14 protein-coding genes are annotated in these 15091 nt (G+C 73.4%); 6 read left to right on the top strand and 8 right to left on the bottom strand.

Going from position 1 to position 15091, the window contains the following annotated elements; genetic code table 11:
- Positions 1–7: 7 nt before the first annotated feature.
- Positions 8–1210 (top strand): cytochrome P450, encoded by a 1203-nt coding sequence (locus tag ACFY60_RS15235; protein WP_388615685.1) that lies wholly within the window; start codon positions 8–10, stop codon positions 1208–1210.
- A gap of 138 nt (positions 1211–1348) precedes the next feature.
- Positions 1349–1804, top strand: coding sequence for a DUF6098 family protein (locus tag ACFY60_RS15240; protein WP_388615496.1), 456 nt, complete (start codon positions 1349–1351; stop codon positions 1802–1804).
- Positions 1805–2156: 352 nt separating this feature from the next.
- Here ACFY60_RS15240 and ACFY60_RS15245 read toward each other — a convergent pair whose 3' ends face one another.
- Positions 2157–3311 carry a S1 family peptidase gene (locus tag ACFY60_RS15245; RefSeq protein ID WP_388615499.1) on the bottom strand — a complete coding sequence of 385 codons (1155 nt, stop codon included), beginning with the start codon at positions 3309–3311 and terminating at the stop codon, positions 2157–2159.
- A gap of 304 nt (positions 3312–3615) precedes the next feature.
- On the opposite strand from ACFY60_RS15245, the gene ACFY60_RS15250 reads away from it, so the two are divergent.
- The gene (locus ACFY60_RS15250) at positions 3616–4824 is read left to right on the top strand and encodes a glycoside hydrolase family 64 protein (protein ID WP_388615502.1); all 1209 of its coding nucleotides are present in this window, start codon (positions 3616–3618) and stop codon (positions 4822–4824) included.
- Between the two features lie 58 nt (positions 4825–4882).
- Here the strand turns inward: ACFY60_RS15250 and mgrA are convergent, their stop codons facing one another.
- Together mgrA and ACFY60_RS15260 are read right to left on the bottom strand one after the other, a co-directional pair.
- Entirely contained in the window at positions 4883–5875 is a 993-nt protein-coding gene (mgrA, locus tag ACFY60_RS15255; protein ID WP_388615687.1) for an L-glyceraldehyde 3-phosphate reductase, read from the bottom strand.
- Positions 5876–6250: 375 nt separating this feature from the next.
- Positions 6251–7549 carry a hypothetical protein gene (locus tag ACFY60_RS15260; protein WP_388615505.1) on the bottom strand — a complete coding sequence of 433 codons (1299 nt, stop codon included), beginning with the start codon at positions 7547–7549 and terminating at the stop codon, positions 6251–6253.
- Positions 7550–7713: 164 nt separating this feature from the next.
- Here ACFY60_RS15260 and ACFY60_RS15265 point away from each other — a divergent pair, with 164 nt between their 5' ends.
- Together ACFY60_RS15265 and ACFY60_RS15270 are read left to right on the top strand one after the other, a co-directional pair.
- Positions 7714–8589, top strand: coding sequence for a LysR family transcriptional regulator (locus ACFY60_RS15265; RefSeq protein ID WP_388615507.1), 876 nt, complete (start codon positions 7714–7716; stop codon positions 8587–8589).
- Between the two features lie 114 nt (positions 8590–8703).
- Complete coding sequence (locus tag ACFY60_RS15270; RefSeq protein WP_388615510.1) at positions 8704–9522, top strand: uracil-DNA glycosylase; 819 nt, start codon at positions 8704–8706, stop codon at positions 9520–9522.
- A gap of 78 nt (positions 9523–9600) precedes the next feature.
- On the opposite strand, the gene ACFY60_RS15275 is transcribed toward ACFY60_RS15270, so the two are convergent.
- From ACFY60_RS15275 to ACFY60_RS15285, 3 genes are all read right to left on the bottom strand, one after another.
- A complete protein-coding gene (locus tag ACFY60_RS15275; RefSeq protein ID WP_388615512.1) occupies positions 9601–10323 on the bottom strand; it encodes an SDR family oxidoreductase in 723 nt (240 codons plus the stop codon).
- 61 nt (positions 10324–10384) lie between these two features.
- On the bottom strand, positions 10385–10777 hold the full coding sequence (locus tag ACFY60_RS15280; RefSeq protein WP_388615515.1) for a 5-carboxymethyl-2-hydroxymuconate Delta-isomerase: 393 nt from the start codon (positions 10775–10777) through the stop codon (positions 10385–10387).
- 42 nt (positions 10778–10819) lie between these two features.
- Positions 10820–12262: an MFS transporter gene (locus ACFY60_RS15285; protein WP_388615519.1), complete on the bottom strand. Its 1443-nt coding sequence runs from the start codon at positions 12260–12262 to the stop codon at positions 10820–10822.
- Positions 12263–12471: 209 nt separating this feature from the next.
- On the opposite strand from ACFY60_RS15285, the gene ACFY60_RS15290 reads away from it, so the two are divergent.
- Positions 12472–12876, top strand: a complete 405-nt coding sequence (locus ACFY60_RS15290) for an ArsR/SmtB family transcription factor (protein WP_386336147.1) — start codon at positions 12472–12474, stop codon at positions 12874–12876.
- On the opposite strand, the gene ACFY60_RS15295 is transcribed toward ACFY60_RS15290, so the two are convergent.
- Both ACFY60_RS15295 and ACFY60_RS15300 read right to left on the bottom strand, forming a co-directional pair.
- Complete coding sequence (locus ACFY60_RS15295) at positions 12873–14189, bottom strand: hypothetical protein (protein ID WP_388615523.1); 1317 nt, start codon at positions 14187–14189, stop codon at positions 12873–12875. The two genes, ACFY60_RS15290 and ACFY60_RS15295, sit on opposite strands and share 4 nt — an antisense overlap.
- A 5-nt stretch (positions 14190–14194) precedes the next feature.
- Positions 14195–15091 carry an FAH family protein gene (locus ACFY60_RS15300; protein WP_388615525.1) on the bottom strand — a complete coding sequence of 299 codons (897 nt, stop codon included), beginning with the start codon at positions 15089–15091 and terminating at the stop codon, positions 14195–14197.

Here is a 15091-nt window from a genome sequence, read left to right on the forward strand (position 1 = left end):
GACCGGTGTGATCACCCTGGACCCGTTCGTCTCGGACCTCGACGGGGAGAGCGCCCGGCTGCGCGCGGCCGGTCCGCTGGCGCGGGTCGTCCTTCCCGGCGGGGTGCCCTGCTTCGCCGTCACCCGCCACGCCGAGGCGCGCCGGCTGCTCACCGACGCGCGCCTGGTCAAGGACATCGAGGTGTGGGGCGCGTGGCGGCGCGGCGAGATACCGCAGGACTGGCCGCTGATCGGACTCGCGAACCCCGGCCGGTCCATGCTGACCGTGGACGGCGAGGAGCACCGGCGCCTGCGGACCCTGGTCGCGCAGGCGCTGACCGCCCGCCGGGTGGAGCGGCTGCGCGCCGGTATCGAGGCCCTGACCGACGGCATGCTGGACCGGCTGGCCGAGCGGCCGGCGGGCGAGGTCGTGGATCTGAAGGCGGAGTTCGCCTACCCGCTGCCGATGAACGTGATCGGCGAGCTGATGGGCGTCGACGCGGCGGACCACCCCCGGATGAAGACGCTGTTCGACAAGTTCTTCTCGACGCAGACGCCGCCCGAGGAGGTGCCGGCGATGATGGCGGACCTGGGCGCCCTGTTCGCGGGGATCGTCGCGGCGAAGAAGGAGCGTCCCGGTGACGACCTCACCAGCGCGCTGATCGAGGCCTCGCAGGACGGCGACCGGCTCACCACGGAGGAGATCACCAACACCCTCCAGCTGATGGTGGCGGCGGGCCACGAGACGACCATCAGCCTGATCGTGAACGCCGTCGTCGCCCTGGAGACCCACCCCGAGCAGCGGGCCCTGGTGCTCAAGGGCGAGGTGCCCTGGGAGAACGTGATCGAGGAGACCCTGCGCTGGTCGACGCCGACCTCGCACGTGCTGTTCCGGTTCGCCCGGGAGGACGTCCAGGTCGGGGACCGGGTGCTGCCGGAGGGCGAGGCGCTGATCGTGTCGTTCGGCGCGATCGGCCGGGACGAGGCACAGCACGGCCCGACGGCGGGCGACTTCGACGTCACCCGGAGCCCGAACCGTCACATCTCCTTCGGGCACGGGCCGCACGTGTGCCCCGGCGCCGCCCTGTCGCGGCTGGAGGCCTCGGTGGCGCTGCCCGCCCTGTACGCCCGCTTCCCGGAGCTCCGGCTCGCGGTGCCGCGCGGGGAGCTGCGGAACAAGCCGGTCGTCACGCAGAACGACCTGTTCGACCTGCCGGTGGTCCTCACCTGAGCCGGCAGGGATGACACGGCGGCGTACCCGGTGACCGCCGGGCCGTAGGCCGCCGGAGCAGGGGGTTTCCGGCCCGGTCGCGAGCCGAGTCACGCGATCGGGCCGAGTGGAGCGGGCCTCACCGGGTAGTCGCCGCTCATGCACCGGACGCCCGATCATCTGGACGCGATGCCCACCATCGCCTCACTGGACGAGCTGACCGACCTGATCGCCTCGCGACGCCATCTGTACGTGCGGTGGTCCCTCGGCCCGTACGTGGATCTCGCGGGACCGACGAGCCGGGACGGACTCACCGGCGTCGAGCTGCCGGGCCTCTCCGCGAATCCCCTGGACGTCGAGGAGTGGTGGGGCGACCGCTCGCTGCGGACGTGGGCGGCGCGGCGGCTGTACGACTACTCGCACCTGCCCAGGATCAGGAACGGCGTGGTCCGGCCCTGGCTGCTGCACGGCCGGGAGGCCGCCCGGGGCCCGGACAACGAGCCCCTCGTGCGCGACGTGCGGCCGCTGGGCTGGATCGCGCCGGAGGTCATCGAGCAGGCCGAGGAGGAGATCGCCCGGCAGGTGGGGGCGTGGGGTCCGCTCGACCGGCACTAGGCGCGGCACGCGCGCCCCGTCCCGTGGCCCTTCGGGCACGGCAGGCGCACCCGGCGTCGTGGGGATCACCCGGGTACGCCTCGTATCCGCCTCGCGATCCTCCCCGGGCCCGGAAGGCCCGGGGGGACCCCGAGCACCGGACGCCGCAGCCCCCGCCTCTCGGGCGGGCGGCCCCGCTGCCCGGACACGCTCCGAGGCACCCCTCCGGGCAGCCGCCCGTTCCGGCGGGAGCGGAGGCCGCGCGCTCGCGGCACCGGGGCCCTTTCCGTTGTCCTTCCCGGAAGGGCCCCGGCGGCGGCCCGTGCCGTGCTCCGGCCGGGCCGGGCCGCGCGGGTGCGGACCGGCCGGGCCGTCAGGCGGTGTGGAGGCGCAGCCCGTAGCGGTTGAGGATCTCGTTCACCGGCTGGAACCAGGTCTCGCCGCCGGTGGAGCAGTTGCCCCACCCGCCGGAGGTGACGCCCTGCGCCTGGTCGCCGCTGAGGAACGACCCGCCCGAGTCGCCGCCCTCGGCGCACACGCTGGTCTTGGTCATCTGGTGCACCGCGCCCTGGCTGTAGTTCACGGTCTCGTTCTTGGCCAGCACCCTGCCGCAGTGCCAGCGCGTCGTGGAGCCGGAGCGGCAGATCGAGGCGCCGACGGGGGCCTCGGCCGACCCGCGTACGAGCTGGTCGGGGACGGTCCCCCAGCCGAGGACCACCGGCACGGTCCACCAGCCGCTGTGGATGCCGACGTAGGCGTAGTCGTCACCCGGGAACGAGGAGCCGTGGAAGGTGCCCATGGCGGAGCCGTCCCAGCCGCGTACGGCCGCTCCGGCGCGACCGCAGTGACCCGCCGTCACGAAGCCGCCGTGGACGGAGAAACCGATGGAGCAGCGGACGTTGCCGGTGTAGTACGGGTCCCCGCCGACCGTGCCTGCGGCGTAGGTGCGCGGCGCCTCGGCGGTCTCGGCGACGGTGACGGGGCCACCGGCCCGGGCCCGGTCGACGAAGGCGCGGACGGCGGGCTTCTCCCGCTCGGCCCGGACGACCGTGACGACGACGCTGTTGGCGCGGGGGTCGACGTGCCAGCCGGCCACTCCCGCCGGCGCGCGCAGCGCGTCGAGCCGGGCCTTCGCGCGGTCGAGCGCGGCGGCGCCGTGCCGGACCAGCCGGGTGTCGGCGCCCAGTGCCCGGACCTCGGCCTCCTCGTCGCGGTCCGTCACCGCGACGACGAGCCGGCCGGTGGCCGGGTCGAACCACGAGCCCGCGAACGCGGAACCGGCCGCCTCCCGGGCGGGCTTCTCCAGGGCCGTCGCGGCCTTCTCGGCGCGGAGCCGCTCCTCGGCCTCGGCGGCGGTCAGCCCGAGGTCGCGCCGCATGGCGTCGAGCAGTCCGGCGGAGGCCGAGGGCGCGGAGGCCGCCCGCTCCGGGGCCCGAGCGGCCTGTGCGGTGCCCGCGTGGGCGGCGCCCAGGCCGGTGGTCAGGAGCAGTGCGGCGAGGGCGGTACGCAGGGCGGCGGGGCGTTTCACGAGACCTCCAGGTGGGGGAGTCGAGTGCTGAGAGCGCTCTCAGAAGCGTCCGGCGTCACGTTAGCGGCACCGCCTTGTCAGGTCCATACCAGAATCGGTCACCACTTCCCCAGCGCCCTCCTTCGCCCACTCCCGGCTCGAAAGCGACGGAGTGACCCTCGCGGACCCGTTGACATGCGCGCGACGGCACCTTCATTCTGGCGAGGATTTGAGAGCGCTCTCACAGCTACGGGGAGGGCGTCGGCCGTTGCCACGAGCCGGGTCCCGCCCGTCCTCCGGAATCCCCACGTCCGAGGAGTCGCACATGCCCCCACGCATACGGCCCCGCAGGGCCCTGTCGGCGTATCTGGTCGCCGCCGCCCTGCTCGCCGCCGGCGTCACCGTCGCCGCCCCGGCCCCGGCCGTCCGGGCCGCCGTACCGGACACCGTGCCGCTGACGATCAGCAACGACTCCGGTCGCACCGACCAGGTGTACGTCTACAACATCGGCACCGAACTCTCGACCGGCCGCCAGGGCTGGGCGGACGCCTCCGGTACCTTCCACCCCTGGCCCGCCGGCGGGAACCCGCCGACCCCCGCACCGGACGCCTCCATCGCCGGCCCCGCGAACGGCCGGACGCTGACCATCCGCATGCCGAAGTTCTCGGGACGGGTCTACTTCAGCTACGGCCGCAAGCTCGTCTTCAAGCTCACCACCGGCGGTCTGGTCCAGCCCGCCGTCCAGAACCCGGCCGACCCCAACCGCGACATCCTCTTCAACTGGTCCGAGTACACGCTGAACGACGCCGGTCTGTGGATCAACAGCACCCAGGTCGACATGTTCTCCGTCCCCTACGCCGTGGGCGTCAAGCGCGCGGACGGCACCACCGCGTCCACCGGCCGCCTCCGGCCGGGCGGTTACCGCGGTTTCTTCGCGGCCCTGCGCGCCCAGCCGGGCGGCTGGGGCAACCTCGTCCAGACCCGCTCCGACGGCACCGTCCTGCGGGCACTCGCCCCCGGGCACGGGATCGCAGCCGGCTCCCTGTCCGCGGGAGTCCTGGACGACTACATCGACCGGGTCTGGTCGAAGTACGCCTCGTCGACGCTCACCGTCACGCCCTTCGCGCACCAGCCCCACATCAGGTACCACGGCCGCGTCTCCGGTGGCGTCATGAACTTCACCGACGGCTCGGGCCAGGTCGTCACCTCGTTCAGAAAACCCGACTCCGACAGCGTCCTCGGCTGCCACAAGCACCTCGACGCCCCCAACGACGCCGTGCGCGGCCCCCTCTCCCGCACCCTGTGCGCCGGATTCAACCGCTCGACACTGCTGACCAACCCCCAGCAGCCCGACACCGGCCCGGCCGGCTTCTACCAGGACGCGGTGACGAACCACTACGCGCGCCACGTCCACGCCAGGACGGCCGACGGCAAGGCCTACGCTTTCGCGTTCGACGACGTCGGCGCGCACGAGTCCCTCGTCCACGACGCCCGGCCGCAGAACGCGTATCTGACCCTCGACCCCCTCGACTGACACCCCCGCGCGCCCGGCCCGTCCCTCGCGGCAGGCCCGGGCGCGCCGGCCCTCCGCGTCAGGGCCGCACGAGGGCGTCGATACGGGCCAGCTCCTCGGTGTCGAAGGCGAGGTTCCCCACGGCGGCGACGCACTCCTCCAGCTGCTGGGGGCGGCTGGCGCCGACCAGGGCGGAGGTGACCCGGCCACCGCGCAGCACCCAGGCGAGGGCCAGCTGGGCGAGGCTCTGCCCCCGGGCGGCGGCGAGGTCGTGCAGGCCGCGCAGCCGGGCCACGAGGTCCTCGGTGACGGCCTCCCGGTTCAGGAAGGGGCTGTCGCTCGCGGCCCGCGAGTCCTCGGGGATGCCGTCCAGGTAGCGGCCGGTGAGCAGGCCCTGCTCCAGCGGGGAGTAGGCGACGGAGCCGATCCGCAGCTCGTCGAGTGCGTCGAGCAGGCCCTCGTCCTCGGGGCGCCGGTCGAGCAGGGAGTAGCGGGGCTGGTGGACGGTGAGCGGGGTGCCGAGGCCGGCGAGGATGCGGGCGGCCTCACGGGTCTGCTCGGCGGGGTAGTTGGAGACGCCGACGTGGAGCGCCTTGCCCTGCTGGACGGCGGTGTGCAGGGCGCCCATCGTCTCTTCCAGCGGGGTGTCGGGGTCGTAGCGGTGCGAGTAGAAGATGTCGACGTGGTCGAGGCCGAGCCGCCGCAGGCTCTGGTCCAGCGAGGACAACAGGTACTTGCGGGAGCCCCACTCGCCGTACGGCCCGGGCCACATCAGGTAACCGGCCTTGGTGGAGATCACGAGCTCGTCGCGGTACGGCGCGAAGTCGGTCCTGAGGAAGCCGCCGAGCGCGGTCTCGGCGGCGCCGGGCGGCGGGCCGTAGTTGTTGGCGAGGTCGAAGTGGGTGATCCCCAGGTCGAAGGCGCGGCGCAGGACGGCGCGCTGGAGGTCGGCCGGGCGATCGGGGCCGAAGTTGTGCCAGAGGCCGAGGGAGAGCGCGGGGAGCTTCAGACCGCTGCGTCCGGTGCGGCGGTACGGGAGGTCGGCGTAGCGATCGGGGTGTGCGGTGTACAACACGGCTCCACGGGGTGAGGGAGGGGAGGCACGGGCCGGGCGCGGAGGCCGGGCCGGGGACCCAATCTGCCGTGGGGGGCGGGGATCGGTCCAACAGGAGAATCCGATGGGATTCAGTGCCAGGCTTTCTCAGTAGCTGTTCTCGTGCTGTTCAGCAATCCGACAATCGACGGCATCCGCGACCTCCACGGGAGCGACGAAACGACGATCCATCACTCCCCTACGGACGCCACCCCTGCCACTGACCAGCGGAGAGGCAGTCAGCAGACCGGTCCGGCCCCACCCCACGGGCCGGCAGGCGCTGCACACCGCACTCTTCTCTTCGACCACGTCATCGGTAGGGCGTATCAGCCACGGTCACGCGAGACGTCCGGGTCAATGACCGTCCGCCTCCGGCTCGAGCAGTTCCGCCATGGCCTTCTGCACGGTTCCGCTGGGAGCATGGGCCAAGCCGTACCGCTCCTTCATTTGCCGCACTTCGGGCGGGGTCGGCTCGCTGTTCTGGGCGCCCTCCGGCCCGATCAGGGCCTTGAGTTCCGGACCGTAGGCGGATTCGAGCGAAGGCTCGTTCAAAACCCACCAGAGCGTGACATAGTGCGGAGCCCTGGTGTTCTCCAGGAGGGCGTTGCTGTGGACAATGCCTGACCGGAAGCGGATGGTGTGGACGACGCCCTTCTTGGCGACCCACGGCGGCGCCACGTACTCGGAGCAGCACGTGTACTTCTTGTTCCAGGAACTGCGACCGGACGTTGCGTAGTTGTCGATGATCTTCACCCGGTCCCTCCGTACGAAGGTGACGTTCGCGGTGGCACCCAGCACCTCGAAGTCTGCTCCGGCAGGGAACTGGACGATCTTCTCGGTCATGACCTCTGCGCCGGGTTCCAGGACGAACACCGGCCCTGACCTGCTGATGAACTGGCCCTGCGCAAGGAGTTCATAGCCTTTCTCCTTGACGCTCGTGTACCGCATGAAGTCCCGCTGCCCACTGCCGAAGTCGTGGAACCAATCCGAGGAGTTCCGCGGGGTCGGGACGAGCGAAGGGCTTCTCCCACTCACCTGATACAGGGAGCCCAGGACGTACACGCCCACCTGTCCCGTGTTGTGGGTCCGCAGGCGTACCGGCACGCTGACACCCTCAGCGGTCACGGTCGCTTTCCCGAACTCAACCGAGTTCGTGAGCATGGCCTTCGAGGTGTAAGGCTGGTAGATCTGCGTGTACGTGAAGTTGGCGACGGCGAGGACGCCTGTGATGATCACACCTACGGCGATGCCCTTGGCGTGGGGGATGTGGCTCCACACCTCCGGGGACAGCTCCCACAGAGCCCAGAGCGACCACGGCAGAAGCAGTGCCCAGACCCAGAGGTAGTGCGTGTAGCTCCAGCCGTCCAGCTGAAGGATGAGCAGAACCAAGTTCGCCAGCAGGGACACCAGAGCACCCACGAGGACCACTACGCCGGAGATTTTCGCCGTGCTCGACTTCCGGCGGATGTTCAGAGCGACGACGGCCGCCACTTCCAGTAGCGCTCCCGCGAGGAAGACGACACCGTTGAGCCTTCCCGCATACGTCAGGGCGTTCGAAACGTCTGCCAGCCCGAACGCGCCCAGTTCGATCGCGGTCGCACAGAGGCCCGCCGCCAGCAGGAGCCACCGTCCTTTGTCTTCCCACGTCCTCATGCACACAGAGTGGTGAATCAGGCGCGGGGACGCCGCGCGCCGTCCCGTGCCGTTCGGGTGATGGGCAGAGGGAATCCTGAGACCGTGCCCTATGTGGTCATGGGTGGGGCGGGGGGGGCAGGGTACAGGGATGTGGAGGCGAGACACCCCCTAGGCTGAGGCCCGTGGAACTGCGCCATCTCCAGCATTTCGTCGCCGTCGCCGAGGAGCGGCACTTCACCCGTGCGGCGGAACGGCTCCTGGTGTCCCAGTCGGGTCTGTCGGCCTCCATCCGGGCCCTGGAGCGGGAGCTGCGGGCGCCGCTGTTCGTGCGCAGCACCCGCCGGGTGACGCTGACGGAGGCGGGGCGCGCGCTGCTGGTGGAGGCGGAACGCGTCCTGGCGCAGGTGCGTGCGGCGCACGAGGCGGTGGCCGCGGTGCAGGGTGTCCTGCGCGGCACGCTCGCCCTCGGTACCGAGCAGTGCATCGCGGGCGTGCCGGTGGCGGGGCTCCTCGCCGCGTTCCGGCGGCGCCATCCGGACGTGGAGATCCGGCTCCGGCAGGAGGGCTCCCTGGCACTGGCCGAGGAGGTCGCGGCGGGGCGGCTGGACCTGGCGTTCGCCTACCGGGCGGGGGCCGAGTCGGAGCAGGTGCGGCCGGTGCCGCTGGCGGCCGAGCCGATGACCCTGCTGTGTCACCCCGACCATCCGCTCGCCGCCGCGGACGCGGAGCTGTCGCCGCCGGACCTCGCCGGGGAGGTCTTCGTGGACTTCCACCCGGGGTGGGGGCCGCGCCGCGCCACGGACGCCGCGTTCGCCGCCGCGGGGGCAGGCCGCTCGGTGGCCCTGGAGGTGAACGACGTGCACAGTCTGCTGGACCTGGTGGACGAGAACCTGGGGGTGGCCGCCGTACCGGCGCACTTCCGGCACAAGCGGCCCTCGCTGCGCGCCCTGCCGCTGCTGGGGACGGGCGGGGCGGTGTACGAGACGGTGGCGCTGCTGCCTGCCCCGGAGGCGACGAGCCCGGCGGCCCGCGCGCTGATGGGGCTGCTGGAGCGCTGACGAGCCCCGCCCGGCGGGGGCGTGTTGTGCGGGGCGGTGGTGACCTCGTACAACTGGAGGGACGGGCGCGCCGGTCGCGGGTGCCCGCCGACGATCCGCGAAAGCAGGCCCCGCATGTCCTTCGCCGTTCCCGGTCCCGCCCGGCAGGCCCCCGGGGCCGCGACGCTGACGGAACTGGACGGGCGGCTGGTGGAGTGCCGGGCGTGTCCGCGGCTGGTGGCCTGGCGGGAAGAGACCGCCGCCGTCAAGAGGGCGGCGTTCCGTGACTGGACGTACTGGGGGCGTCCGGTGCCCGGCTTCGGTCCGCCGGACGCGTCCCTGCTGGTCGTGGGGCTCGCGCCGGCGGCGCACGGCGGGAACCGGACCGGCCGGATGTTCACCGGGGACCGGGCGGGCGACGTGCTGTTCGCGACCCTGCACGAGCTCGGGCTCGCCTCCCGGGGGACGGTGGAGGACAGGGACGACGGTCTGGAGCTGTACGGGGTGCGGCTGACGTCGCCGGTGCACTGCGCCCCTCCGGCGAACCGGCCCACCCCCGGCGAGCGGGACACCTGCCGTCCGTGGCTGGCCCGCGAGCTGGAGCTGCTGCGTCCCACGGTCCGTTCCGTCGTCGTCCTCGGCGCCTTCGGCTGGCAGGCGGCCCTGCCGGCCCTGGGCGCGGCGGGCTGGGCGGTGCCCCGGCCCCGGCCGGTGTTCGGCCACGGCACGCGGACCGCCCTCGCGCCGGCGGACGGGCGGGGCGCGCCGCTGCGCCTGTTCGGCTGCTACCACGTGAGCCAGCGCAATGTGTTCACCGGCCGGCTGACGGTGGACATGCTCCGTGAGGTCCTGGCCGAGGCGGCAGAGACGGCGGGCCTGGGTACGGCGGAGGAGCGGCGGGGCGGCGGGCGGACGGCTCCCCCGGACCGGACGCCCGACGGCCTCACGGGCTGAGGCCCGGGCGGTGGCTGCGGCGCGGCCCTCGGTCCGTGGGGCCCGGCGCGTCCACGCCGCCCCGGACGGCGGGTCGCGTCAGGCGATCATGCCGCCGCCGTCGACGTACAGGGTGGTCCCGGTCGTGTACGCGTTCCCGGCGACGAACAGCACCGCCTCGGCGACGTCGTCCGGGTCGCCCACGCGCCGTACGGGCAGCCGGCCGGCCGCCGCCTCGTACATCCGCTCGCGGTCGGCGTCGTCCAGGCCCTCCCACAGGGGGGTGCGCAGCAGGCCGGGCGAGACGGCGTTGACGCGCAGCGGCGCGTACTCGAGGGCCATGCCGCGGACCAGGGCTTCGAGGGCGGCGTTGATGGCGCTCTGCAGGGCGGAGGCCCGGCCGGGCCGCTGGGAGAGGTAGCCGGAGACCAGGGTGAGCGAGCCGGTGGGTGCGACGCGGACGGCGCGGGCGACGCGGTAGGCACCCCAGAACTTGCTGTCCATGGCGGCGTAGGCGTCGGCGAGCGGCAGGGTGTCCACGCGGCCCATGGGGGTCTCGCCGGCGGTGACGACGACGTGGTCGAAGGTTCCGGCGGTGGCGGCGAAGCGCTCCACCTCGTCGTCGGAGCGGATGTCGAGGGGCAGTCCGGTGGCCTTGCCGCCGCCGGCGGTGAGCGCGGCGAGGGCGGTGTCGACCTTGCGGGCCGAGCGCGAGGCGATGACGGTGTCGGCGCCGCGGGCGGTGAACTCCCGCGCGGTGGCGAGTCCGACGCCCGAGGTGCCGCCGACGACGAGGACGCGCCGGCCGGTGAAGCTGTTCATGAGGGGTCTGCTCCTGTACGTGAGGGAGGGGCTTGGGTACGGGGAAGGGGCGGGGCGGCGGTCAGGCCGCGCGGTGGGCGTCCCCGTCGTCACCGGAGCGGGTCCGGGCGAAGCTCGGGCGGTCCAGTTCGGTGATCTGGACCGAGATGTCGCAGGCGGTCTCGCGCAGGGTGGCGGGGAAGGCGCGGGCGAGGACGTCCAGGGCGGCCCGGGTGATCGCCGCCCGGCTCTCGGGGGACTTGCCGGCGAAGGTCCGTACGTCGAGGTTGACGAAGGACTGCTCGCGGGTGCCGTCGCCGATGAAGAACCGGTCCATGCGGACGGCGCGGCTCTTGAAGTCCTGGAGGCGGAAGCCTCCCGCCTCCGCGAGGACGGGGTGGAGTTCGGCGAAGAGGACGGCGGGGTCCACGCGGTCGCGGGCGTTGCCGGAGTATTCGAGGACGAGGTGGGGCACAAGAGCTCCTTCGGCGAGAGGGGGCGGTGCGGTGCGGCGGTGTCAGCGGGCGTCCGCGGCCGCGCGGGCGGCGGCCCCGGGGGCCCGTACCGTGGCCTGCTCGGGCCTGCGGATGCCCGTCGCGCTCAGTACGGCGCCGGCGGCGAGGGCGACGACGGCCCAGACGAGGGCCGCGCGCAGCCCGGAGAGGAAGTGACCGGCGGAGGCCTGGCCGACGAGGAGGCCCATCACGGCGACGCCGATCAGTCCGCCGAGCTGGCGGGAGGCGTTGAGGACGCCGGAGGCGATGCCCGCGTTGGCGGGGTCGACGGCGCCGAGCATGGCGTTGGTCATGGACGGCACGACGAGGCCGATGCCGAAGCCGGCCACGACGAACTGGACGATCATGACGGGGTACGAGGCGGAGTCGACGAACGGGACGGTGGCCAGGTAGCCGACGGCGGCCAGCGTGTTGCCGGTGAGGAGGACGGCCCGGGCGCCGTAGCGCTTGACGAGCGGTCCGCAGGCGAGGTTGGCGGCCATGATGGCGGCGGTCATGGGCAGGAACGCGAGTCCGGCGCCGAGCGGCGAGTAGGCCCACACCTGCTGGAAGTAGAGGCTGAAGACGAAGATGAGGCCGTAGAAGGAGAAGTTGAGCAGGACGCCGATGAGGGAGGTGGAGCTGAACGCCCTCCGGCGGAAGAGGTGCAGCGGCAGCATCGGGTCGGCGCTGCGGCGCTCCACGGCGAGGAAGGCGGCCAGGGAGAGGAGGAAGACGGCGGCGCAGCTCAGGACCAGCGGGGAGGTCCAGCCCTGGGAGTTGGCCTCCACGATCGCTCCGGTGAGCGCGCCGAGGGCGAGGACGGCGAGGATCTGGCCGGGCAGGTCGAGGGAGCGGCGGGCCGGCGCGCCGGCGGCGGGGGTGCGGGTGGCGGGCAGCGCGTAGGCCCGGACGAGGAGGATGCCGACGGCGGCGATGGGGACGTTGACGTAGAAGATGGACCGCCAGCCGAGCGAGTCGACCAGGACGCCGCCGACGACGGGGCCGAGCGCGAGGGCGAGTCCGCCGGCCGCCGCCCAGAGGCTGACGGCGCGGGTGCGTCCGGCCGCGTCGGGGAAGTTGGTGTTCACCAGGGAGAGGGACGAGGGCACGATCATCGCCGCGCCGACGCCCTGGACGATCCGGGCGACGATGAGGGTGACGAGTGAGGGGGCGGCGCCGCAGGCCAGGGAGGTGAGGGCGAAGAGGCCGAAGCCCGCGATGAAGATCCGCTTGGGGTCGAAGCGGTCGCCCAGGGAGCCGGCGGTGAGGAGGAAGGCGGCGAAGGTGAGGGTGTAGCCGTTGATCACCCATTCCAGGCCGGACAGGCTGTTCCCGAAGTCCTCGGCGAGGGCCTTGGTGGCGACGTTGACGACGCTGACGTCCAGGATGACGACCACGAAGCCGAGGCAGGCCGCGAACAGCGTCAGGCCCGGCCGGGCGTGGGGTGTCGGGGTGGGGGTCACGGGTCTTCCTTCCTTGCGCGCCGGGTGCGGCGGCCGGTGAGGACGGGTGGAGGGGTGAGGGGGAGGCGGTCGGTCCGGGCAGGACGTCACCGGCTCCGCTAGAGTGTTCGTCCATAGACGAACATGATTGAGTGTACGCAGATCATCGAACACTCTGCAATCCGTGACGGCCGTGTCACGGATCGCCGGAGCGGGACGGAGCGGCCGGTATGACGGCATCGGAAGAGCGGACGGGGCGGACGGCACGTGGGGAGCGGAAGGAGGTCCGGCGGGCGGCGGAGCCCGCGGGGCACCGCCCGCCCCCGGTCCACGCGGACCCCGCAGACGTCCCCCTGGAGACGGCCCTCACGGCACTCGCCGACCCCGTACGGCGGACCCTCGTACGGGAGTTGGCGGGCGCCGCGGACTGGGAGCGGGCCTGCGGCAGCTTCGACGTGCCCGTCACCAAGGCGACCTTGAGCCGGCACTTCGCCGTCCTGCGCGAGGCGGGCCTCCTGGAGCAGCGGGACGCCGGCCCCAAGCGCCTCAACCGGCTGCGGCGCGCCGAGTTCGACGCCCGCTTCCCCGGCCTGCTGGACCTGGTGCTGCGCTCCGGCGACGAGGACACCCCCTAGGGAGCCGCGCGTCCCGGGTGGCGCACGCGGTCGCGCAGGGCCTTCGCCACGCCCCGTACCGTCGCCGGGTCCGTGCTCGGGGTGCCGAAGGCGAGGGTGGCGGTGAAAGCTCCGTGGAGGGTGCCGAGATGGAGCACCGTGCCGTAGTTGGCGCCCGTGCGGTTGACGACCGTCCGGAATCCGGTGACCCGGCCCGCGTGCGGGCCGAGCGCCGGATCGACCACGCCCACGTTGGTGAGGCAGATCCCCGGGGAGGACCGGGCGGCGGCCAGGTTTCCGACCGCACGGCGGATCTCCGCGTGGTCCCGCCGGGGCGGGCGCCAGGCGGCGTCCGCCCGCGCCAGGGCGGTGGCGTAGGCGCGTGCCTGCCGGACCGGGTCGTCGCCGTCGAGCCGCAGGGGGACGGGGAGGACACTGATGAAGCAGCCCACGTCGGGCAGCGGAGTGGGGGGCGCGTACCGCCGCCGCAGCGACACGGCCGTGTACAAGGAGATCTCCGTCCGGCCGGTCACCTGGGCGAACGAGGCGGCGAGCGCCACCGCGAAGAACTGGTTGACGGTGGTGCCGTGCTCCTTGCACCAGGCCCGTACGGCGAGGCTCTCCTCCGCCGTGAAGGCCAGCGGGACCATGTCGGTGCCCCGCTCATCCCACGGCCGGTGGTCGGCGAACGGCAGCGGTGCGGGGCCGCCGGCGGCCGGCACCTCCGGACCGTCCGGCCGGGTGCCGGTCCCGGCCGCCGGGGGCGGACAGGGCAGTTCGTCCGCGTTGGGCGCCGGGCGGCCCACGTCGTACGGACTGCCCGGCCCCTCGCCCCGGCCGTACAGCAGGTCGAGGAGGGACCGGAGGACGGCGCCGGTCGAATGCCCGTCGGAGATGGCGTGGTTGCGGGTGAAGTAGAGGTGCGCGGACCCGCCGCGCGGGTCGCGGACCAGGCGCAGCCGCCACAGCGGACCGCCGGTGTCCAGGACGTCGTTGAGCTCTTCGCGCAGCACGTCGTCGGGGCTGGTGCCCGGGTCCGGCACGCCGGTGCGGACGGGCGGGGGCGGGGCACCGGGCTCCGGGCGGAACCACAGGCCGTCGGGCCGTTCGTCGATGCGGAGCGACAGGATCGGCAGCGCGGCGGCCCATCGCCGGACGGCTTCCCCCAGACGGGCGGGGTCGAGGTCGCCGCGGACGGTGACATGGGTGGTGACCTGGGTCGTTCCGCGCATGAGGGCGTGCGTCCAGGCGAACGAGGCCTCGATGTCGCTGAGCCGGCGGGCGGCCGGGGCGGCCACGCCGCTCCCCGCGCCTTGGGGGGCCGTGACCGTCACGGCGCTCACTCCCGCCCCGGGCCGGCCTGCGGCCGGCCGGTCCACGCGAGGGTGTGGGAGAGCCGTACGCCGTGGCTCGCGACGTCGATCGTGACCCGGTCGCCGTCGGCCGTGCGGAAGCCGGCGTGGAAGCTGCCCCGGTCCGCCCCGATGTACACGTAGTGCGTCCGGCCGGGGCGGTGCAGCGCCTCGTGCGCGAAGAGGCGGGACATCATCGTGGGCAGGTCGTAGTGGAGTGCGTCGGTGCCGGTCGTGAAGGGGCCCTTCCACACCGGGGCGCCGTCCCGCTCGACGGTGACCTCGCCGGTCACCGAGCGGGGCGGCGGGCCGAGGTGCAGCCAGGGCGCCACGCCCGCGTCGCAGAGCTTCGCGTACGACAGGTGTCCCGGGTGCCGCTTGAACCGGCCGATGTCGGTGACGTCGTTGCCGAAGGTGTAGCCGGTGTAGCGCGGGACGCCGTGCTCGTCGCCCGTGTAGACGAGGACGACCTCGGCCTCCTCGCACACCGCCACGGCGTCCCCGGGCACGCGCAGCGGCTCGCCGGACACCTTCAGGACGTCCCCGAGCCCCTTGACGAACCAGTTCGGCTGGTCCGGGACCTCGGCGTCGACCTTCACGTTGTGCGTCATCATGAAGCCGCTGACCAGGGCGTCGCCCGGGTGGTCGGGCAGCAGCGGCGGCAGCATGCGCACCCGGTGGCGCTCGGCGGCCGGCACCTTCACCGGCGCGCCGCGCTCCGCGAGGACGGTGGACACGGCCTCCGGGGAGCCGTCCGTGCCGCGCAGCAGGCCGGCCAGGGTGTCGTCGCCGAGGGGGTGGAGGAGCAGCGGGGCTCCGTCGTCGGGCACACCGGTTCCGAGGTGCCGCCGGTTGTCGTGGACGCATTCGAAGACCACCGTCAT

It is taken from the genome of Streptomyces sp. NPDC012827 (assembly GCF_042900905.1).
Lineage (GTDB): Bacteria > Actinomycetota > Actinomycetes > Streptomycetales > Streptomycetaceae > Streptomyces > Streptomyces gulbargensis.